Annotated in this window: 17 protein-coding genes; 2 read left to right on the top strand and 15 right to left on the bottom strand. The window is 68.2% G+C overall.

The window, feature by feature from the left end:
- Nucleotides 1-38: 38 nt before the first annotated feature.
- From phaC to AVE30378_RS23160, 3 genes are all read right to left on the bottom strand, one after another.
- Entirely contained in the window at nucleotides 39-1,676 is a 1,638-nt protein-coding gene (gene phaC / locus AVE30378_RS23150) for a class I poly(R)-hydroxyalkanoic acid synthase (protein ID WP_129243860.1), read from the bottom strand.
- 123 nt (nucleotides 1,677-1,799) lie between these two features.
- Nucleotides 1,800-2,564 (bottom strand): peptidoglycan editing factor PgeF, encoded by a 765-nt coding sequence (gene pgeF / locus AVE30378_RS23155; RefSeq protein WP_129243863.1) that lies wholly within the window; start codon nucleotides 2,562-2,564, stop codon nucleotides 1,800-1,802.
- Nucleotides 2,552-3,550 (bottom strand): RluA family pseudouridine synthase, encoded by a 999-nt coding sequence (locus tag AVE30378_RS23160; RefSeq protein WP_129243867.1) that lies wholly within the window; start codon nucleotides 3,548-3,550, stop codon nucleotides 2,552-2,554. The genes pgeF and AVE30378_RS23160 overlap by 13 nt, the downstream gene beginning before the upstream one ends.
- Before the next feature lie 107 nt (nucleotides 3,551-3,657).
- Here AVE30378_RS23160 and AVE30378_RS23165 point away from each other — a divergent pair, with 107 nt between their 5' ends.
- On the top strand, nucleotides 3,658-4,446 hold the full coding sequence (locus AVE30378_RS23165; protein ID WP_129243907.1) for an outer membrane protein assembly factor BamD: 789 nt from the start codon (nucleotides 3,658-3,660) through the stop codon (nucleotides 4,444-4,446).
- 86 nt (nucleotides 4,447-4,532) lie between these two features.
- On the opposite strand, the gene yoaA is transcribed toward AVE30378_RS23165, so the two are convergent.
- Entirely contained in the window at nucleotides 4,533-6,632 is a 2,100-nt protein-coding gene (yoaA, locus tag AVE30378_RS23170; RefSeq protein ID WP_129243870.1) for a DNA repair helicase YoaA, read from the bottom strand.
- Between the two features lie 234 nt (nucleotides 6,633-6,866).
- On the opposite strand from yoaA, the gene tex reads away from it, so the two are divergent.
- On the top strand, nucleotides 6,867-9,248 hold the full coding sequence (tex, locus tag AVE30378_RS23175) for an RNA-binding transcriptional accessory protein Tex (RefSeq protein ID WP_129243873.1): 2,382 nt from the start codon (nucleotides 6,867-6,869) through the stop codon (nucleotides 9,246-9,248).
- Between the two features lie 111 nt (nucleotides 9,249-9,359).
- Here tex and AVE30378_RS23180 read toward each other — a convergent pair whose 3' ends face one another.
- The 11 genes from AVE30378_RS23180 to odhB all read right to left on the bottom strand — a co-directional run.
- Nucleotides 9,360-10,715, bottom strand: coding sequence for a tryptophan--tRNA ligase (locus AVE30378_RS23180; protein WP_129243875.1), 1,356 nt, complete (start codon nucleotides 10,713-10,715; stop codon nucleotides 9,360-9,362).
- Between the two features lie 67 nt (nucleotides 10,716-10,782).
- Complete coding sequence (locus tag AVE30378_RS23185) at nucleotides 10,783-11,106, bottom strand: DUF3325 domain-containing protein (protein WP_129243878.1); 324 nt, start codon at nucleotides 11,104-11,106, stop codon at nucleotides 10,783-10,785.
- Entirely contained in the window at nucleotides 11,103-12,785 is a 1,683-nt protein-coding gene (locus tag AVE30378_RS23190) for a PepSY-associated TM helix domain-containing protein (protein WP_129243880.1), read from the bottom strand. The genes AVE30378_RS23185 and AVE30378_RS23190 overlap by 4 nt, the downstream gene beginning before the upstream one ends.
- Entirely contained in the window at nucleotides 12,782-13,063 is a 282-nt protein-coding gene (locus AVE30378_RS23195; protein ID WP_129243883.1) for a DUF3649 domain-containing protein, read from the bottom strand. Before AVE30378_RS23195 ends, AVE30378_RS23190 begins: the two co-directional genes overlap by 4 nt.
- 23 nt (nucleotides 13,064-13,086) lie before the next feature.
- Nucleotides 13,087-13,719: a DUF4198 domain-containing protein gene (locus AVE30378_RS23200; protein WP_129243886.1), complete on the bottom strand. Its 633-nt coding sequence runs from the start codon at nucleotides 13,717-13,719 to the stop codon at nucleotides 13,087-13,089.
- Nucleotides 13,720-13,841: 122 nt separating this feature from the next.
- On the bottom strand, nucleotides 13,842-16,253 hold the full coding sequence (locus AVE30378_RS23205; RefSeq protein ID WP_129243909.1) for a TonB-dependent siderophore receptor: 2,412 nt from the start codon (nucleotides 16,251-16,253) through the stop codon (nucleotides 13,842-13,844).
- A 184-nt stretch (nucleotides 16,254-16,437) separates the two neighbouring features.
- On the bottom strand, nucleotides 16,438-17,391 hold the full coding sequence (locus AVE30378_RS23210; RefSeq protein ID WP_244235123.1) for a FecR domain-containing protein: 954 nt from the start codon (nucleotides 17,389-17,391) through the stop codon (nucleotides 16,438-16,440).
- Nucleotides 17,384-17,917, bottom strand: coding sequence for a sigma-70 family RNA polymerase sigma factor (locus AVE30378_RS23215; RefSeq protein ID WP_129243891.1), 534 nt, complete (start codon nucleotides 17,915-17,917; stop codon nucleotides 17,384-17,386). The genes AVE30378_RS23210 and AVE30378_RS23215 overlap by 8 nt, the downstream gene beginning before the upstream one ends.
- Before the next feature lie 111 nt (nucleotides 17,918-18,028).
- Nucleotides 18,029-19,120 (bottom strand): cell division protein ZapE, encoded by a 1,092-nt coding sequence (gene zapE / locus AVE30378_RS23220; protein WP_129243894.1) that lies wholly within the window; start codon nucleotides 19,118-19,120, stop codon nucleotides 18,029-18,031.
- A gap of 77 nt (nucleotides 19,121-19,197) precedes the next feature.
- Nucleotides 19,198-20,625, bottom strand: coding sequence for a dihydrolipoyl dehydrogenase (gene lpdA, locus AVE30378_RS23225; protein WP_129243898.1), 1,428 nt, complete (start codon nucleotides 20,623-20,625; stop codon nucleotides 19,198-19,200).
- Between the two features lie 102 nt (nucleotides 20,626-20,727).
- A partial coding sequence (gene odhB / locus AVE30378_RS23230) for a 2-oxoglutarate dehydrogenase complex dihydrolipoyllysine-residue succinyltransferase (protein ID WP_129243901.1) occupies nucleotides 20,728-21,646 on the bottom strand: 919 nt, incomplete at its 5' end.

A 21,646-nucleotide genomic window follows, 5' to 3' on the forward strand; every position in this document is an offset into this window, starting at 1 on the left:
GTTAACTTACTGTCCTGGGCCAACCGCAAGCCGCGGTTTCAGGCGGCCCGGACTTTCACATATCTGCCAGGCGCCGGTTCTATCGGCCGGTGCCGGGCATTGCCTAACTTCGTTCGCGCCTTGACCTGCTTGCCGGAATGGCCGGCCAGCCAGGCGGCCCAATCCGGCCACCAACTGCCGGGCTTCTCGGCCGCCTGCGCGAACCACGTGTTCGGATCGCCCGGCAGATGCTGGCCCGATCGCTCCAGCTCGTCGGCCACCCAGTAGCTGCGGCGTTTCTTGGCCGGCGGATTCACCACGCCGGCGATATGCCCGGACGCCCCCAGCACGAAACGCTGCGGCCCGCGCAGCACCTGCGTGGACGCATAGGCCGACACCCAGGGCACGATGTGGTCCTCGCGCGACCCGAAGATGTACGCCGGCATCTCCAGCCGCGTCAGGTCCAGCGGCACGCCCGCGGCTTGCGCCCGGCCCGGCACCTTCAGGTTGTTTTCCAGGTAGGTATTGCGGAAGTACCAGGAAAAGAAAGGTCCGGGCAGGTTGGTGCTGTCGCCGTTCCAGAACAGCAGGTCGAAGGCGGGCGGCTTCTGGCCCTTGAGGTAGTTGCCGACGACGTAGTTCCAGACCAGCTCATTGGGCCGCAGGAACGAGAACGTGGTGGCGAGTTCGCGGCCGGGCATCAGCCCGCCGCTGCCCAGTTGATGATCGCGCAGCAGCGCGTGGGCCTCGTCGACGAAGACGTTCAGGACGCCGGTGTCGTGGAAATCCAGCAGCGAGGTCAGCAGGGTCAGCGAGGCCACGGGATGTTCGCCGCGCGCCTCGGCCAGCGCCAGCGCGGACGCCAGCATGGTGCCGCCCACGCAGAAACCCAGCGCGTTGACCTGCGGCTGCCTGGCGATGTCGCTGGCCACCCGCAGGGCCTGCAGCACCGCGTTGTCGAGATAATCGGACCAGGTGGCGCGGTCCACGCCGTCGGTATCGCTGGCCACCGGGTTGCGCCACGAAACCAGGAACACCGTGAAGCCCTGGTCCACCGCATGCCGCACGAAGGAATTCTCGGGCTGCAGGTCCAGGATGTAGAACTTGTTGATGTTCGGCGGCACGATGACGAGGGGCCGTTCGTGCACGGCGGCGGTGGACGGCGCGTACTGGATGAGCTGGAACAGCGCGTTCTCGTATACGACTTCGCCGGGCGTCACCGCCACGTTGCGGCCGATCTCGAACTGCGATTCGTCCGTCTGCGTGATGCGCCCTTTCTTGACGTCGCCGAGCAGGTTCGCCAGGCCCTCGTTCAGCGCCCGGCCCGCGCTCTCCACGATGGATTGCTGGGCATCCGGGTTCAGCGCCAGGAAATTGGACGGCGACAACGCGTCGACCCACTGCATGATGGAAAAGCGGAGGCGGTCGCGCATCGGTTCGCTGACCTGCGCGGCGTCCACCATGCGCGACATCGCGCGCGCGGACAACAGGTAGGTATGCGCCAGCAACAGGTGCGAATGATTGGCGGCCCAGGCCTCGCCGGCAAAACGGCGGTCGGGCGGCGGCGCAAGCGCGCCGCGGCGGGCGTCATCGCAAAGGCGCTGCCATTCGCGAGAGAATTCAGCCTGGATGTCGGCCAGGACTTCCGGTGCCACGCTCACCGGAATGGGCCCTGCGGCGGAGAGATTGGCATTCACTTCGACACCTTGTTATCGAGACTACGCGATTGATGTTGCATTCGGGGTCCAGGCCTGTCAATGCGGGTATACAAGGAGGCCTGCCGGGTGCGCAGCAAGCGCAAGCGCCCGCCTTGCGCTGGATCAAACCGGGTCGAGCCAGGCAAGCAAGGCCATGCGTCCGGTTTCTCTATCGCGCCGGTACGAAAAGAACCGGTCCGCTTCGGCCACGGTGCACATCCCGCTCAAGGACACCTCTTGTACCCCGGCCCGGCGCAGGCGGAAATCGGCCAATCCGGCGAGATCGGCCAGCCATTTTCCGGAGAGGCCCGGCCGCGGCGTGAAGTAGCGCCGGGTGGCCGGATCGTCTGCCTCGAAGGCGTCCAGCACGTCCTGGCCCACTTCGAACGCCTGGGGGCCGATGCCCGGGCCCACCCATGCGCGCCAGCCCGCGGCCCGCGGCGCCTTGGCCCGCATGGCCGCCAGCGTGTGTTCCAGCACGCCGCCCGACAGGCCGCGCCAGCCGGCATGCGCCGCGCCCAGCACCTTGCCTTCCGCGTCGGCGATCACCACCGGCAGGCAATCGGCCACCATGACGGCCAGGACGCGGCCGGGGCGCGCGGTGACGCTGGCGTCGACCGCCGGCTCGTCCGGCAGGTCCGCCCGGTCGGCGTCCACGACTTCGCTGCCATGGACCTGGCGCAGCCACAGGGGTTCGGCGGGCACCGCGGCGCGCACGCGGCGCCGGTTCTCCGCGACCGTGCCGGGATCGTCGCCGGCGCGGCGGCCCAGGTTCAGGGTGTCGTGCGGCGCGACGCCCGCGCCGCCTGCGCGGGTGGTGCAGAAATAGTTGACGCCGGCCCATTGCGGGCCGGTCACCACGGGCAGGCCTGCCGCTACGCGTTCCATGCGATGCTTTCCTGTACCAGGACCATGTCGGCGGGCGGGGCCGCGGTGAATTCGGCCTCGCCGCGGCCGCCCGGATCGTCGAAATGCAGGGCGCGCGCATGCAGCATCTGCCGCTGCGCGCCCGCGATGTTCTTGCCGCCATAGAGTGTGTCGGCCAGCAGCGGATGCCCCAGGCTGGCCAGGTGCACCCGGATCTGGTGGGTGCGGCCGGTTTCCAGGCGGCACACCACTTCGGTGACGCGGCCGCCCGGGTCCGCCTGCCCGCGGCGGGCCGGCGCATAGTGGGTGACGGCGGGCTTGGGAGCCACCGGGCGTTCCACGCTCATGCGCACCGGCACGCGGGAATCGCGGCCGATCGGGCGGTCGACCTTGCCGGCCCCGGCCAGCCAGCCATGCGCCAGCGCCACGTATTCGCGGCCCATGCTGCGCGCCTGCAATTGGCGCACGAGATGGGTCTGCGCCGTCTCGTTGCGCGCCACGACCATGAGGCCGGACGTGTCTTTGTCCAGGCGGTGCACGATGCCGGCGCGCGCCACCTGGGCCAGTTCGGGATAGCGGTGCAGCAGGCCGTTGAGCAGGGTGCCGCTCCAGTTGCCCGCCCCGGGATGCGTGACCAGCCCGGCGGGCTTGTTCACGACGATCCAGTCGGGGCTTTCGTCCACGACCGCGAATTCCACGGGTTCGGGCGCGAAGGCCAGTGTTTCGGGCGCGGGCTGGGGCCATACGGCGATCTCGTCGCCGGGGCCGACGGTCTGCCGGACCTTGCCGGGCGCGCCGTTCACATGGACATTGCCGGCCTCGATCCAGCCTTGCAGCCGGCTGCGGGAATGATTGGGCAACAGCCCCGCCAGCACCTTGTCCAGCCGGTCGGCCCGCGTACCGTCAGGCACGGTTACAAGTTGCGGTTCACCCCTGGAATTTTCGTCGGGAAGACCCAGGAATTCGTCGTCGGAAACGAGATCTGCGCCGGCGGCTGTATCAGACATGGAGACAAATCATATAATCAGCCTGCCATGCTACCACCAAGGATACGATTCTCGTGATTCACCACCCCGCAGCTCCCTCGAATCCCGCCTCCCGCAGCGGGCCGATCTTGCGCGTGGTCATCGCGCTGGTTGCCGTCGTCGCGATCGCCGGTTGCGGCTCGTCCGACAACAAGTACGACAAGACCACGAACTGGAGCGCCGAACAGCTCTATGCCGATGCCAAGTCGGAAATGTCCTCGGGTGGCTGGAAGGAAGCCCGCGAACGCCTGACCGCGATTGAAAGCCGCTACCCGTTCGGCGTGTATGCGCAGCAAGCCCTGCTTGAACTGGCGTACGTCAACTGGAAGGACGGCGAAAACGAGCAGGCTCTCGCGGCCATCGACCGCTTCCAGCAGCTCTACCCCAACCATCCCGGCACCGACTATGCGCTGTACCTGAAGGGCCTGATCAACTTCACGCCGGCCAGCGCCTTCATGAGCAACATCACCGGCCAGGATCCCGCCGAGCGCGATCCAAAGGGCCTGCGCGCTTCCTACGACGCCTTCAACGAACTGATCAAGCGCTATCCGGACAGCAAGTATTCGGTCGACGCGGAAAAGCGCGTCGCGTGGCTGGTCAACACCATCGCCATGAATGAAGTGCACGTGGCGCGCTACTACTACGAGCGCGGCGCCTACGTGGCCGCCGCCAACCGCGCGCAGACCGTCATCACCGACTTCGAAGGCGCGCCCGCCACCGAAGAAGCGCTTTATCTGATGGTCGAGTCCTACGACAAGCTCGGCATGACCGAACTGAAGAACGACTCGCAACGCGTCTACGACAAGAACTTCCCCAACAGCGAATTCCGCACGCGCGGCCTGAAGGCCGACAGGAGCTGGTGGAATCCGTTCGACTGATCCGATTCCCGCATGGGAAAAAGCTCCCCTCGGGGAGCTTTTTTTTGCCTTGGGCTACCGCCGCGCGGCGCGAAACCGCGCACCAGCTATGCTTCGCCGCCCTCGCCCTTGCGGCGGTAGAACGCCAGCACTTCCTCAATTTCCCGGGTCCGCGCGAAAGGCGGCAACCCCCGCCACAGGCGCTTGCCGTAAGGCTTCTCGACCAGCCGCCCGTCGCCCACCATGAGCACGCCCCAATCCGATTCCGTGCGGATCAGCCGGCCCGCGCCCTGCTTGAGCGAGATCGCCGCCTCGGGCAACTGGTACTCCGAGAACGGATTGCCGCCCTGCGACCGGCAGGCCCGCAGGCGCGCCTCGATGACGGGGTCGTCGGGCGGCGCGAACGGCAGCTTGTCGATCGCCACCAGGGTCAGCACGTCGCCGGGCAGGTCGATGCCTTCCCAGAAGCTGGCGCTGCCCACCAGCACGGGATGCTCCAGCCGGCAGAAACGCTCGAGCAGATCGCGGCGCGTGCCGTCCCCCTGCTTGAGCAAAGGCCATTCGTGGCCGGCGTCGTCGAATTCGTCGGCCAGCAGGTTCGCGACCCTGTCCACCGCGCGCAGCGTCGTGCACAGCACCAGCGTCCCGCCCGGGCTTGCCTCCAGCAGCGGCATCAGCGTCCGCACGAAGCGCTCGAGGAACTGCGGCGACTGGGGCTCGGGCATGCCGCGCGGCACGAACAGCAGGGCCTGCTCCGGATAGTTGAACGGCGATTCCCATTTGCCGGTGCGCGCGCTGTCCAGCCCCAGTTGGCTGGTGAAGTGCGTGAATTCGCCGTTCACCGACAGCGTGGCCGAGGTCATGATCCAGGCCTGGCCCGGCTTGCGGTACTTGGAGAAGGCCTGGGCCACCGACAGCGGCGCCGAATGCAGCCGCACGTGGTGCTGCCCGTGCTCGACCCAGCGCACCGCCGGCCCGGACCATTGCTCCGCCGCGGCGGCGCCCGCCAGGATGGCGGCCGGCGTGGGCAGGCCGTCTCCCAGCGCGGACTGCGCCGCGGATTCGGGCGCCTGGTCGTCGCGGCCCCAGCCTTCGTCGTCCCGCCCCACGCCGCCCCGGCCCGGCGTGGCCCAGCGCTTGAGGCGCGCCGAAATCTCCGCGCCGCTGCGCGCGGCGGCCATCAGGTCGGGATGTTTCTCGGAGACCGCGGCCAGGGCCTGCGCCGCGCCGTCCACGGCCTCGCGCAGCGCCCCCAGGGCCTCGTCGAACTCCTCGGGATTGGGAATGGCCTCGAAGGTGGCCTTGCGGCCCGGCATCCTGTCCAGCGGCGCACAGACCAGCCGCAGCTCGCGCGCGGCCGTCTCCAGGTGGCGGCTGACGTCGCTCCATTTGGCCGCTTCGCGCGCATAGGCCAGGCCGGCGACTTCCAGCGCGCGGCCGAAGTCCATCAACTGGTGCGTGGACACGCTGCTGCCCAGGAAGCGCGTGGCGGTGTCGGGAAGCTGGTGCGCTTCGTCGAAGATCACGGTATCCGCTTCCGGCAGCAGATCGGTGACGCCTTCTTCGCGCAGCACCAGGTCGGCCATGAACAGGGCGTGGTTGACGACCACCACGTCGGCCTCCTGGGCCTGCCGGCGGGCCTTCACGACGAAGCAGTCGCGGATGCGCGGGCATTCCTGCCCCAGGCAGTTCTCGCGGGTGGAGGTCACGCGCTGCCAGATCTCGGCGTCTTCCGGCACCTGCGCGAGATCGCCGCGGTCGCCCGTCTTGGAAATGCCGGCGAACACCTGGATCTGGCGCAACTGCTGGATCTCGCTGCGCGACTTCAAGGCGCGCTCGTCGCCCTGCAGGCGGTCCAGGTGATAGTGGCAGACGTAGTTGCCGCGGCCCTTGAGCAGCGCGGCGGTCACCGGCGCGGCCAGCGCGGCGCGCACGCGCGGGAGGTCGCGGGCGAAAAGCTGGTCCTGCAAGGTGCGGGTGCCGGTGGAAATCAGCACCTTGCCGCCCTGGATGAAGGCGGGTACAAGATAGGCCCAGGTCTTGCCGATGCCGGTGCCGGCCTCGGCCACTAGCGTGGCGCGGTCCTGGATGGCCTGGCCGATGGCCTGGGACAGCTCCACTTGCGCGGGTCGCGGCTTGTAGCCAGGCAAGGCCGTGGCCAGCGGCCCGTCCTCGTCGAAGAATTCGGAAATATCCAGGTCCAGCATCACGGCAGCCTAGTGTCGGTCGGAGTCAACGGTGAACCGGTGCCGGTTACGGTTCGGGCGCCAGACACTTATGTGGGAAAGGACCAAATGATACCGCTGCCCGGCCTCCCGCGCGCCGCAAAGCCGCCATCGGCCAGCCGCAAGAGAGACGTATCGGTCCGCCCTGGCACGTTTTGTAACAGCCGCTTATGGCACAATCCGCCCCTTGTTTTCCCTTTTTGTCGTCGTATAGAGATGTCTGAAACTTCCGCTATCACGAACGTCGCCGCCGGCGTCGACAACGCCCGCATCGTCGCGCAGCTTGCCACCGAGCTCGAAGCGCGCGCCTCCCAGATCGCCGCGGCGGTAGAACTGCTGGACGACGGCGCCACCGTGCCCTTCATCGCCCGCTACCGCAAGGAAGCCACCGGCGGCCTGGACGATACCGTGCTGCGCAACCTCGAAGTGCGCCTGGGGTATCTGCGAGAGCTCGAAGAGCGCCGCGGGGCCATCCTCGAATCCATTTCGCAGCAGGGCAAGCTCACGCCCGAACTGCAGCAGGAAATCGGCGCCGCCGATACCAAGCAGCGCCTGGAAGACCTGTACGCGCCGTACAAGCCCAAGCGCCGCACCCGCGCCCAGATCGCCCGCGAAGCCGGCCTGGAACCGCTGGCCGACGCCATCCTGGCCGATACGGCCTGCGATCCCGCCGCGCTGGCCGCCCAGTACCTGAACCCCGAAGCGTCCATCAACGACGCCAAGGCCGCGCTCGACGGCGCGCGCGACATCCTGGCCGAACGCTACGCGGAAAATGCCGACCTGCTGGCCAACCTGCGCGAACACCTGTGGTCCACCGGCCTGCTCTACTCCAAAATGGTCGAGGGCAAGGAAGCCGAAGGCGCCAATTTCCGCGACTGGTTCGACTTTAACGAACCGCTGCGCACCCTGCCCTCGCACCGCATCCTGGCGCTGCTGCGCGGCCGCCAGCAAGGCGTGCTGGAATTGCGCCTGGGCCTGGAAGCCGAACTGGAAGCGCAGCTTCCGCACCCCTGCGTGGCCCGCATCGCCGGCTTCCTGAAGCTGGGCAACGGCCTGTTCGCGCTGGACGCCACGCCGCGCGCGCGCTGGCTCGGCGAGGTCTGCCGCTGGACCTGGCGCGTCAAGCTGCTGACGGCGTTCGAAAGCGAACTGATCGGCCGCCTGCGCGAAAGCGGCGAAGCCGAAGCCATCCGCGTGTTCGCGGCCAACCTGAAAGACCTGCTGCTGGCCGCGCCGGCCGGCCCCAAGGCCGTGCTGGGCCTGGATCCCGGCATCCGCACCGGCTGCAAGGTCGCCGTCATCGACGTGACCGGCAAGGTCGTGGACACCACCACCGTCTACCCATTCGAACCGCGCCGCGACCGCGAAGGCACGATCAACACCCTGGCCGCGCTTGTCGCGCGCCACAAGGTCGACCTGATCGCCATCGGCAACGGCACCGCCTCGCGCGAAAGCGAAAAGCTGGTGGGCGACATGATGGAACGCTTCCCCGATCTCAAGGTCACCCGCGTGGTGGTCTCGGAAGCGGGCGCCTCCGTGTATTCCGCGTCGGAAACCGCCGCGCTGGAATTCCCCGACCTGGACGTGACCCTGCGCGGCGCCGTGTCCATCGCGCGCCGCCTGCAGGATCCGCTGGCCGAACTGGTCAAGATCGATCCCAAGGCCATCGGCGTGGGCCAGTACCAGCACGACGTCAACCAGCGCGAGCTGGCGCGCTCGCTGGACGCCGTGGTCGAGGACTGCGTGAACGCCGTGGGCGTGGACGTGAACACCGCGTCCGCCGCGCTGCTGGCCCGCGTGTCCGGCCTGAACTCGCTGCTGGCCAAGAACATCGTGGCCTGGCGCGACGAGAACGGCGCCTTCCCCACCCGCGACATCCTGCGCAAGGTGCCGCGCTTCGGCGACAAGGCGTTCGAGCAGGCCGCCGGCTTCCTGCGCATTCCCAACGGCGACAACCCGCTGGATGCGTCGTCCGTCCACCCGGAAGCCTACCCGGTGGTCGAGCGCATCGTCGCCAAGATCAAGGCCGAAGTGAAGCAGATCATCGGCCAGCGCGACGCGCTCAAGGGCGTCTCGCCGTCCGACTTCACCGACGAGCGCTTCGGCCTGCCCACGGTGCGCGACATCTTCGCTGAACTGGAAAAGCCCGGCCGCGATCCGCGCCCCGAATTCAAGACGGCGCAGTTCAAGGAAGGCGTCGAAACCCTGAACGACCTGTACCCGGGCATGGTGCTGGAAGGCGTGGTGACCAACGTGGCCAACTTCGGCGCGTTCGTCGACATCGGCGTGCACCAGGACGGCCTGGTCCACATTTCGGCCCTGGCCGAGAAGTTCGTGAAGGATCCGCGCGACGTCGTGCGCGTGGGCCAGACGGTCAGCGTGAAGGTGCTGGAAGTGGACGCCGCCCGCAAGCGCGTCGCGCTGACCATGCGCCTGAACGACACCGCGGCTCCCGCCCGCCGCAGCGGCGACGCCCCCAAGGGCGGCGACCGCTCCAACCGCCGCGCCCAGGGCGATGGCGGCCGCGGCAATGCGGGCGGCGGCGCGGGCGCGATGAACAGCGCCATGGCGGACGCCTTCGCCAAGCTCAAGCGCTGAGCGCTGGCCCCTCCCCTGGCACGGGGGCGGCTCCAAACGACAAAAAGGCCCGGCGCTTCATACGCGCCGGGCCTTTTTTTTCGGGCGCCTGCGCCGCGCCCGGCCGTCCGCCTATTCCTGGGACAGCGAGGCCAGCGCTTCGCGCGCGCGCGCCAGCAGGGCCCCCGGTTCGGCCTGCGCGCCCGCCGGCGCGGCCGCCACGGCCACGCCGTCGATCACCGCCGCATAGCCTTGCCCGTCGGCCTGCAGCACCGAGTCCGCCGGTTCCGATTGCAGGCGGCGCATCAGGGCGCCGGCCTCTTTCGGGTCGGCGAAACGCTGCGACAGCAGCAGTTCCTCGCCGTCGGCGGCCAGCAGGCGGAAGCGGAAGCCGCCGTCTTCGTCGCGGAAGCTGACGAAGCGCGCGCCCTTGCCCTTTTCTTTCTTGGCCGGCGCGCCCTTGCCGCCCGCGGACGCGGCCTCGAGGTTGCGCAGGCCCACGGCCTGGCGCAGCTCGTGCATGAACGGCACGGACAGCTTGCGGGCCTTGGCGGCGCCCGCCTGCAGGATGTCTTCGATGCGGCCGGGATTGGCCATCAGGTCGAAATACTTTTCGCGCATGGGGGCCAGCAGGTTTTCCAGGTGGTCGTAGAGCGCCTGCTTGGCATCGCCCCAGCCCAGCCCGTCTTCCAGTTGCTTGCGGAACGCCGCGGACTGCTCCTGCGTGGCGAACGCGCGGTAGATCGTGTACAGGTGCGAGTTCTCGGCGTCCTTCGGTTCGCCCGGCTGGCGCGAATCGGTCACGATGCGCATCACCGACGCGCGCAGCGCGCTTGCGCCGCCCTCGAACAGCGGGATCGTGTTGTTATAGCTCTTGGACATTTTGCGGCCGTCCAGGCCCGGCAGCGTCGCCACGTCTTCCTCGATCACCACTTCCGGCAGCGTGAAGTAATCGCGGCCGTAGAGATGGTTGAAGCGCTGGGCGATGTCGCGCGCCATCTCCAGGTGCTGGATCTGGTCGCGGCCCACCGGCACCTTGTTCGCGTTGAACATCACGATGTCCGCGGCCATCAGCACCGGATACGAGAACAGGCCCATCGTGACGCCGTCGTCCGGTTCCACGCCCTTCGCCTCGTTCTGGTCCACCGCCGCCTTGTACGCGTGCGCCCGGTTCATCAGGCCCTTGGCCGTGACGCAATTCAGCATCCAGGTCAGCTCGGGAATCTCGGGGATGTCCGACTGGCGGTAGAACGTCACGCGTTCGTGGTCCAGCCCGACCGCCAGCCAGGTGGCGGCGATTTCAAGGCGGGAACGCGCCACGCGGGCCGGATCGTCGCACTTGATCAGCGCATGGTAGTCCGCCATGAAGAAGAATGCGTCCACGCCGGGCTGCGCGCTGGCCTGGACGGCCGGACGGATCGCGCCCGCGTAGTTGCCGAGGTGGGGAGTTCCAGAAGTGGTGATGCCGGTGAGGACGCGGGTATTCATGAGGCGACGAGGCGTTTTTGGGGAAACACCCAGTGTAACGTGCCGGACGGGCGCCGCGCCCGCGCCGCTACAGGACAGCCAGCAGCGGCGCCGCCAGCGCGCACAGGCCGCCGGCGGTCAGCGCGGCGCGCGGCCGGAACGTCAGGAACCAGATCAGCAGCAGGCCGGCGATGCTGAGGATGCCGATCCATTCGACCGTGCCGTAGCTCCAGCCCCAGACCGCCGCCGAGGCGCACAGCGACAGGGCCAGCGCGGCCCAGCCGAATACGCGCAGCGGCACGCGGTGCCGCCGCGGCAGCGCTCGGTCGAAGAGATCTTCATAGTGGCGGTCCATTCCCAGGCACAAGGCGGAGAACCCCGCGTAGGCCAGGCAGAAGGCGGCGAGCGTCATGGCGTATCACCTCTCGGTTCATAAACGACGTGGCTCGAAGCGGCCTGCGCCGCGGGAGCCTGCGCGACTTGGGGGGAAACGGTCTTGGCGGCGGGGCGTTCGGCGCGCGCCTTGGCGGACGCCTTCGCCGGCGCCTTGCGGGCTCTAGCGGCCTTGCGCGCCATCCAGCCGAACAGCGCCGCGCTGGCCAGGCAGGTCAGGTCGAAGCCGGCCATGACCCAATCGCCGGCGGGCAGGGATACCCCCAGATGGCGCGACGTGGTGAACGCGTTGACCACCGGCACCAAGGCGAGCGAGGCGGCGGCGATGGCCAGCAGATCCTGCCATTTGCGGCGCTGGAAAAGGAATGCGTAGACCAGCGACAGCCCCCAGGCGGAGAAGAACGCGCGCACTTCCCAGACCTGGCGGCCGGGCATCTCGGCCGGCAACAGGCGATTGGCCAGGAAGAAGGCCGCCACGCCGAACACCACGCCCGCGATCGTCCCGGCGTTCAGGCCGTCCACCAGGCGCAGCGAGAATGCTTCGCGGACGTCGCCCGGCCGCGCCTTCTGGCGGCGCTTGGCGATCCACAGGACCAGCCCCGTGCCCACCATGCCCGTGCCCGCCAGGCTGACCAGGAAGTAGAACCACCGCAGCAGCGGTTCGGCGAACAGCCCCAGATGCAGCCCGGTGATGACGCCGGCGGTTTGCACGGTGGCGCTGAGGTCGTCCTCGCCTTCCTGGAAGGCGCCCGTCACGCCGTCAAAGCGCATGTAAGGCGCCAACCGGCCATACGACACCCCGTCGGCGGCGTCGCGGACCAGGGTCACGGTGGCGCCCGCGTCGCCGGGGTTGTTGACCGTGACGCGGCCGACCCGGCCCTGCCAGTGATCCTGGGCCTGGGCCACCAGCGGCGCGATCTGGACCAGCGGCGCCGGCTGGTTCAGCGGCGGCGTGATCTTGAACGACTTGAAGACCTCGTCGGTGTACTGGCGCGGGTTTTCATAGACGGCCTGGATGCCGGCGGGCATCAGCATGATCATGAACAACACCAGCCCGCTGAACGTGATCATCAGGTGGAACGGCAGCCCCAGCACCGACAAGACGTTATGCCCGTCCATCCAGGCGCGCTGTCCGCCCTTCTTCGGGCGGAAGGTAAAGAAATCGGTGAATATCTTCTTGTGCGTGATGATGCCGCTGATGATGGCCACCAGCATGAACATGCCCGCGATGCTCGCCAGCCAGCGCCCCCACGGGAACGCGGTTTCCAGTTCGAAGTGGAACCGGTAGAAAAAATCGCCGCCGCGCGTTTCGCGGCCGGTGACGGCCTGCCCGCTGACGGGGTCCAGCTTCACGCGCACGAAACCGCGCTCGCCCGGCTTGGGCTTGGCCACCTGGTACAGCATCTGGATCAGCGGCTCGCGGTTCGACGGCGGCGTGATGAACCAGCGCTTGGCGTCCGGCGCGTGTTCGTTCAGGTAGCGCTGCGCCAGGTCCACCGCCTGCACCGCGGGCGTCGGCCGGGCCTGGATCTCCGGCTGCATCCAGCTCGTGATCTCGGGCCGGAAGAACGCCAGCGTGCCGGTCAGGAACATCGCGAACAGCACCCAGCCGAAGATCAGGCCGGCCCAGGTGTGCAGCCAGGACATGGACTGGCGCAAGCCTTCTTCGCCCTGCGCCTTGGCTTTCCCAGCCTTCATGCCACCCCCATCGCGCGGCCGGCCAGGAACAGGCCGCCGAGCACGGCGGCCGGCACCAGGATGCCGGCCCAGGCGCGCCACGCATTGCGCGTGGCGAAGACCCAGATCACGCCGCAGGCGTAGAACACGAACGACAACATCTGCGCCGTGGTCACGGCGTCCGCCCGCCCCATGGGCAGCCAGACGGCCAGGCAGGCCGCGGCCGCCGAGGCCAGGGCATAGCCGCCCAGGATGGCGGCCGCCACCCGGGAAAAAACGGCCAGACGATAGCGCATCATGCCTGCGCCGGCAGCGGGAGCTTTCACTTGGACACGTTGAAGGTCAGGGTGGATACGTAGCGGATCTTGGCGTAGGACTTGCCGTCGGCCTCGCCCGCCTTCTCTTCGACGTGGGCGGCTTCCAGCACGTACTGGCCGGGCCACGGCGTGGTGATTTCGATGCGGCCGTTCTCGTCGCTCCAGAAGCGCTTTTCCCACTTCGGCGGACCGAACACGGTGACTTCGGTCTTGGGCAGCGGCTTGCCCTGGAATTGCAGCACGAAGGCGTTGGCTCCCGCAGCGGCCGGCACGAGTTCCAGGTCCAGCTTGGCGGCGGTGTCTTCGCGGCCGGCCTTGGCGCCATACTGCACCAGGGTGTCCTTGAACTGGTAGGGCTGGCGCAGGCGCACGTCGCCCTTGCCCGCCGTGGCGAACTCGATGAAATCCGCGCCCTCGCCCGACGCCTTCAGCGCTTTGCCGTCGGCGCCCGTCACGACCGGCGAAACCATGATCTTGCCGAGCAGGCCGTCGCGCTTCTCGCGCAGGTCGTCGGCCCACTCGCCGAAATACGCCTTGGCCGGACCCTCGGCGCTGCGTTCCAGCCAAACGAAATGCGCCTGCGCGGCGCCCGCCGTGCCCAGGAGGGCGATGGCGGCCAAAGTCCTTGCGAATGCCATTATTGATTTTCCTTTAGTCCAGGCGCCTGGCCGGATCCGCCCCCGCGGCCGGATCCGATTCGGCGGGACCTGAATTATAACCATTCTCACTACGATGGGGCACGAAAATGCCGCCCGCCGCCCTACCAGCGGTACCGCAGGCTGGCCTTGATCGAGCGCTGGTAGCCGTACCAGCACCAGGAGTCCCCGGCGCACGAGGCGATGTATTCCTTGTCGAACAGGTTCTGCACGTTCAGCGCCACCTGCATGCCCTTCAGCGCGGGAGACGCGCGGCCCAGGTCGTAGTCCAGCATCAGGTCGAACAGCGTGACCGACGGCACCTTCAGGGTGTTGGCCTCGTCCGCGTACGACGAACCGATGTAGCGCACGCCGCCGCCCACTCCCAGGCCCGCCAGCGGGCCCTCCTGCAACTGGTAGCGCGCCCACGCGGAAGCCTGTTGCGACGGCACGCCCACGGGCGTCTTGCCCTTCAGGTTGAACCCCGTCACGCTGGGATAGGCCTTCGAGTATTCGTTGTCCATCAGCGAGTACGCCGCCACCAGCGTCAGCCCGCGCAGGGGTTCGGTCTTGGCTTCCAGTTCGATCCCCTGCGTGCGCAGTTCGCCCGCCTGGATGGAGCAGCGCCCGCCGGCCGTCCCGCAGACGTGGGTGGGATCCGGATCCGTGGTCGTCATGTTCTCGCGGCGGATGTCGAAGGCGGCGGCCGTCAGCATCGTGGCGCTGCCCGGGGGCTGGTACTTGATGCCCACTTCATACTGCTTGCCCTCGATCGGCTTGAACGGCGCGTTGTTCCAGCCCGTGCCCGATTGCGGCTCGAACGACTCCGAGTAGCTGAAGTACGGCGCCACGCCGTTGTCGAAGTTGTAGATGACGCCCATGCGGCCCGAGAAGGCTTCGGCGTTCAGCGACGAGGGCGCGACGCGGCCGGTCGCGAGCGTGGTGGTCTCGCCGACGGTGCGCGACCAGTCGTAGCGTCCGCCCAGCAACACCGACAGGCGGTCGATCCTGATCTGGTCCTGGAAGTACAGGCCGGTCTGGTATTGCCTGGACGTGGCATCCGTCGAGAACGCCGGCACGGGAATGTGCTGGTGGTTGTCCGGATTCATGACGTCCAGGGCCGGCGCGGTGCCGAACCCCGACAGCGTATCGGTCTTGACGTGCTGGTAGTCCAGGCCCAGCAGCACGGTATGGGCGAAGGCGCCCGTGTCGAATCGCGCCTGCAGATTGTTGTCGAGCGTCAGCGCGCCCACGTCGACGTCGGTCGCGATCGACGCGCGCTGCTGGTACAGGTACGTGTTGTCCGTGTAGCCGTAGTTGTTCGTCATCGCGCCATAGATGCTGCGGTACCGGGCTTCGGAACGTGTCCAGCGCAGGCTTTGCGAGGCCTTGAACGTGTCGTTGAAGCGGTGGTCCAGCACATAGCCCAGCGAATAGCTCTTGCGGTCGCTCTCTTCGAAGTTGGCGTCGCCGTCGTAGTAGTCGGCCGGCAGGCGGATGCCGTCCGGCGCCGACTGCAGCGTGCGCATGGACGAGACGCTGCCGTACGAGCCCATGTCGGGATCCCGCTGGAAGTTCGTCAGCACGGTCAGCGTGGTGTCGCCATTGGGCTTCCACGTGAAGGCCGGGGCCACGAAGTACCGGCGTTCCTTGGTGTCCTTGACCTGGCCGTCGGACAGGTAGCCCGAGCCCACCAGGCGGTACAGATACTTGCCCTCGTCGTCCAGCGGGCCGCCGAAGTCGAAGTTGGCGCGGCGGTAATCGTAGTTGCCGACCTGCACTTCGACCTCGCGCAGCGTCTCTTCCAGCGGACGCTTGCTGACCTGGTTCACCACGCCGCCGGGGCCGCCCTGGCCGTACATGACCGAAGCCGGCCCCTTCAGCACGTCCACGCGCTCCAGGCGATAGGCGTCCACCTGCGGCAAGGCGTCGCGGCCGCCGAACACCCGCAAGCCGTCGAGGTAGGTCGAGGCCGAGAAGCCGCGCACGCTGAACTGGTCCAGGCGCGTTGCCGTGGCGCCGCGCGTCTCCGTGGCCACGCCCGCCGTGTATCGCAGCACCTGGTTGAGCGTCTGCGCGCCCTGCTCCGTTATCTGCTCGCGGGTGACGACGGACACGGACTGCGGCGTCTCGATCAGCGGCGTGTCGGTCTTGGTGGCGCTGGCGCTGGCCTTGGCCACGTAGCCCACCGTCGGCGCCAGCGCGCTGTCGGACATGCCCGATACGGTCACGGGCGCCAGCGTCGTGGTGCCGCCCTCGAACGAAGACGCCGGCACCAGGGTCCAGGCGTTGCCCGATTGCGCGCGCGCCTGCAGGCCGCTGCCCGCCAGCAGGCGGGAAAATCCGGCGCCCACCGAATAGGCGCCGTCCAGGCCTTCCGAATGGCGGCCGCGCACCAGCGCGGGATCGAACGACAGGATCACGCCGGCGCTGCGCGCGAACTGCGTCAGGGCGTCGGCCAGGGCGCCGGCGGGGATCTGGTAGCTGCGCTGCGCGTTGGCGGCGGCGGGGACGGCTTGCGCCCGGGCCGGCGGCATGGCGGCGGCAAGCGCGCCCGCGCAGGTGGCGGCCAGCACGGCCAGGCGGCCGGCGGCCAACGGTGCGCGCAAGCGCGAGTGAGATGAAACGGACACGAAACTCTCCCTGTACGGTGATGTCTATCCCTGCTTTCCGTACGGGATCCGAAAACCTGCAAGACGCAGGCCGGAAAATTTGTAACGCTCAGGTCTCGCGGGGTCCGACCCACAGCAAGTACTGCGTATGCCGCGTCACGCTGATCGGCAAGGCGGGCTCCAGCGCCTTGAGGGCGCGCTCGGCGTCGTCCAGCGGGAATACACCGGACAGCCGCAGCCCGGCCACGGCCTGATCCACGCGGATCAGGCCCAGCCGCTGGCGCGCCAGGTAGCGCGCGAATTCGTCCAGGCGCCAGTCCTTGGCCACCACCATGCCGTCGACCCAGGCCAGCCGGTCCGGATCGGCGGCCAGGCGGCCGACTTCGCCGCTATCCGAAAACGTCAGGCGCTCGCCCGCGGCCGCCAGCGTCGTCGCGCCCGCGCGCAGCAACTGGACGCTGCCTTCATAGACGCCCACGCGCGCGCCCTCGTCCGTACGCCTCAGGTCGAAGCGCGCCGCTTCGGCGCGCAGTTCGCCATAGCCGGTATCCACGCGCAGCGCTTCGACCCCGGGGCGGGGTTCGGTGCGGACCAGCATTTCGCCGCGCAGCAGATCGATGCCGCGGGCCCCGCCCCGCAGGTGCAGGCGCACCGCGCTGTCGCTGTTCAAAGTGATGTGCAGCCCGTCGGCCACCGCCACCGCGCGCCGCTCGCCGATGCGGGTGCTCAGGTCCGCGGCCAGCCGCTGCCAGGGGGCATGGCGGTAGCCCGCCCAGCCGGAGGCGGCCACGCCCGAGATCGCCAGCAGTCCGCGCAGAATCGTCCGGCGGCCCGCCGACCGCGGCGCGGCCAGCGCCGCATGCGCCAGCGCGGCCGGCACCCGGCGCGCATCCCGGCCGATGCGCTGCAGGCGGTCCCAGGCCTGGCGGTGCGCGGGGTCCTGCGCCAGCCAGGCTTCCCATTCCCGGCGCTCGTCCGCGCCGGCCACGCCCGACTGCAGCCTGGCCCACCAGGCGATCGCCTGGCTTACGACGGCGTCCGGCGGCGCGCCGGCGCTATCCATAGAACGCCGCATAGCATGCGGACATTGCGCGCACCATGTACTGCTGCACAGAACTCAGCGAAACGCCCAGGCGCTCGGCGATCTCGGGATAGGTCAGACCGTCCAGTTGCGACAGCAGGAAGGCCGAGCGCGCCTTGGGCGGCAGGCCGTCCAGCAGGCGGTCCAGCTCCGCCAGCGATTGCAGTTGTTCGGCCTGGGCCTCGGGAGACGGCGCATAGGCCTCGGGGATCGCGGCCAGATAGGCAAGATAGGCGCGCTCCAGCGCGGCATGCCGCTGGTGGTCCACCACCAGTCCCTTGGCGATCGTGGTCAGCAGCGCCCGCGCGTCGCTGGCGCGCACCGCCTTGCGGCCCTGGATCACCCTCAGGAACACGTCCTGCGCCAGGTCCTCGGCGCGATGCTCGCAGCCCAGCCTGCGGCGCAGCCATCCGAACAGCCAGGGGCGGTGATCGCGGTACAGGCCATCGACGGGCGCGGCCGAAGCCTCCGCGCACGAGGCCGGTGAAGACAGGAAGGGGGAGGACACGGTAGAGACTGCGGCGCTGGACCAGAAGTCTCAAAATCTTAATTGATAATGACTTGCATTACTAATTCTATGTGCATGCGGTCCGGAAAATCCGGGCCGCATGAGGCATAACTACAACGACACGGTGAGCCGGCGCTCGGACTCCAGGTATTCGCGCGATTGCATTTCGAGGATGCGCGAGACGGTGCGGTGGAACTCGTTGGCCAGCGCGCCTTCCGTGTAGATCTCTTCGGGCTCGCATTCGGCGGACATGATGAGCTTGACGCGATGGTCGTAGAACACGTCGATCAGCCAGGTGAAGCGGCGCGCCTCGGACGCCTGGCGCGGCCCCATCCGGGGCACGCCCGACAGGATCACCGCGTGGAAGCGGTTGGCCAGTTCCAGGTAGTCGTTCTGCGAACGCGGGCCGCCGCAAAGCGTGGCGAAGTCGAACCACACCACCGAGCCCGCCAGCGCCAGCGCGCGGATTTCGCGGTGCTCGATATGCAGCAGCGGCTCCTGGGGCGGCGTGTCGGCCAGCGTGTCGAAAGCACTCTGCAACGCCTGCCGGGCGTGTTCGTCCAGCGGCGTGTGGTAGCACTGCACCTGCTCCAGCGAACGGCGGCGGTAGTCGACGCCGGCATCCACGTTCATGACGTCCATGCGCGACTGGATCAGCGCAATCGCGGGCAGCACGCGGTCGCGGTGCAGGCCGTCGGTGTACAGCGTCGACGGCTCGTAGTTGGAGGTCATCACGAACGACGTGCCGTATTCGAACAGCTTGAGCAGCAGGCGGTGCAGGATCATCGCGTCGGCCACGTCGGACACGTGGAACTCGTCGAAACAAATCAGGCGGTAGCGCTTGGCCACCCGCCTGGCCACTTCGTCCAGCGGGTCCTGCATGCCCTTCACTTCTTCCAGTTCGCGGTGCACGCCGCGCATGAATTCGTGGAAGTGCAGGCGCGTCTTGCGCACCACGGGCACGGTGGCGTAGAAGGCGTCCATCAGGAAGCTCTTGCCCCGGCCCACCCCGCCCCACAGGTAGACGCCGCGCGGCACGTCGGGGCGGTTCAGCAGCTTTTTCAGCGCGTTCGAGCGCATCGACTTGAACTTGACCCATTCGTCGTAGTAGCGCTGCAGCCGGTCGATCGCCTTCTTCTGCGCTTCGTCGGGCCGGTAGCCGCGTTCGGCCAAGGCGTGTTCGTAGTATTCGCTGACATTCATGTGAGGGGCAGGTAAAGCAAAATGAAAAAAGGGCGGATCCTTGAACCCGCCCCCCTCTTGCATCGGCTACGCGTCGATCAGAAGTTCAACGCGCGCTTGTCCACGGCCAATGCGGCTTCCTTCACGGCTTCCGACAGCGTCGGGTGCGCGTGGCAGATGCGGGCGATGTCTTCGGCGGCGCCGCGGAATTCCATGATGGTCACGGCTTCCGAGATCAGCTCCGAGGCCATCGGGCCCACGATGTGCACGCCCAGGACTTCGTCGGTCTTGGCATCGGCGATCACCTTGGCGAAGCCCGTGGTGTCGCCCAGCGCGCGGGCGCGGCCGTTGGCCAGGAACGGGAAGCTGCCGGCCTTGTACTCGCGGCCTTCGGCCTTGAGCTGCTGTTCGGTCTTGCCGACCCAGGCGATTTCCGGCGAGGTGTAGATCACCCACGGCACGGTGTCGAAGTTGACGTGGCCGTGCTGGCCGGCGATGCGCTCGGCAACCGCCACGCCCTCTTCCTCGGCCTTGTGCGCCAGCATCGGGCCGCGCACCACGTCACCCACCGCCCAGACGTTCGGCAGGTTGGTCTTGCAGTCGCCGTCCACGGCGATGAAACCGCGTTCGTCCAGCTTCAGGCCCACGGTGTCGGCGTTCAGGCCGCCGGTGTAGGGCACGCGGCCGATCGAGACGATCAGCTTGTCGACCACCAGCTTCTGCTCGGCGCCCTTGGCGTCGACGTAGGGCACGGTCACCGACTTGGCGGTGGCCTTGATCTCGCCGATCTTGACGCCCATCTGGATGTTCAGGCCCTGCTTGGTGAAGGCCTTCAGGGCTTCCTTGGCCACTTGCTGGTCGGCGGCGGCCAGGAATTCCGGCATCGCTTCCAGGATGGTGACGTCGGAACCCAGGCGGCGCCACACGCTGCCCATTTCCAGGCCGATCACACCGGCGCCGATCACGCCCAGCGTCTTCGGCACGGCGCCGATGTTCAGCGCGCCATCGTTGGACAGCACGACCTTTTCGTCGAACGGCAGGCCGGGCAGTTCACGCGCCGACGAACCGGTCGCGACCACGACGTGCTTGGCCACCAGGTCTTCCTCGGCGGTGCCGGTGACCTTGATGGCCCAGCCGCCTTCCACCTGGCCGGCGAATGCGCCCTTGCCGTGGAAGAACGTGACCTTGTTCTTCTTGAACAGGTACAGGATGCCGTCGTTGTTCTGCTTGACCACCGTGTTCTTGCGGCCGATCAGCGTGTCGAGCTTCAGGCTGACGCCCTTGACTTCGATGCCGTGCTCGGCGAAGTGATGGTTGGCCTGTTCGAAGTGCTCGGACGATTGCAGCAGCGCCTTGGACGGGATGCAGCCGACGTTGGTGCAAGTGCCGCCGGGGGCCGGGCCGCCCTGGCCGTTCTGCCAGGCGTCGATGCAGGCCACCGACATGCCGAGTTGGGCCGCGCGGATGGCGGCGATGTAGCCGCCGGGGCCGGCGCCGATCACGACGACGTCAAATTGTTTGGACATAGTGTTCTCGCGGTGAGGTATTGAGTAAAGCACGCCCCGCCCTGCGGGCCGGCCGGAAGCCGGCCGGGCGCCGCGCGCGGGCGCCGGGCCGGGGCGTCGAGATTACAGGTCCAGCAACAGGCGCTGCGGATCTTCCAGGGCGTCCTTCATGGCGACCAGGCCCAGCACGGCTTCGCGGCCGTCGATGATGCGGTGGTCGTAGGACAGCGCCAGGTAGTTCATCGGGCGGATGACGATCTGGCCGTTTTCAACCACGGCGCGGTCCTTGGTGGCGTGCACGCCCAGGATGGCCGATTGCGGCGGGTTGATGATCGGGGTCGACAGCATCGAACCGAACACGCCGCCGTTGGAGATCGAGAACGTACCGCCGGTCATTTCTTCGATGCCCAGCTTGCCGTCGGCGGCGCGGCGGCCGAAGTCGGCGATCGCCTTTTCGATGTCGGCGATCGACAGTTGGTCGGCGTTGCGCAGGATCGGCACCACCAGGCCGCGCGGGCTGCCGACAGCGATGCCGATGTCGAAGTAGCCGTGGTAGATGATGTCCTTGCCGTCGATCGAGGCATTGATCAGCGGGTACTTCTTCAGCGCGGCCACGGCGGCCTTGACGAAGAACGACATGAAGCCCAGCTTGATGCCGTGCTCTTTCTCGAACTTGTCCTTGTACTTCGTGCGCAGGTCGATGACGGCCTGCATGTTCACTTCGTTGAAGGTCGTCAGGATCGCGTTTTCCTGCTGCGACTGCAGCAGGCGCTCGGCGATGCGGGCGCGCAGGCGGCTCATCGGCACGCGCTGTTCCGGACGGCCGTCCAGCGACAGCGTGGTCGGGGCGGGAGCGGCGGCCGGGGCGGCCTTGGCGGGAGCGCTGGCGGCCAGGGCGTCGCCCTTGGTCACGCGGCCGTCGCGGCCGGAGCCGGCAACGCTGGCGGCGTCCACGCCCTTCTCGGCCAGGATCTTGGCGGCGGCGGGCGAAGCCACGCCGGCGGCGGCCGACGCAGCGGGCGCCGCGGAGGGAGCGGCGGCG

The sequence above is a fragment of the Achromobacter veterisilvae genome (assembly GCF_900496975.1).
In the GTDB taxonomy this organism is placed as follows: domain Bacteria; phylum Pseudomonadota; class Gammaproteobacteria; order Burkholderiales; family Burkholderiaceae_B; genus Achromobacter; species Achromobacter veterisilvae.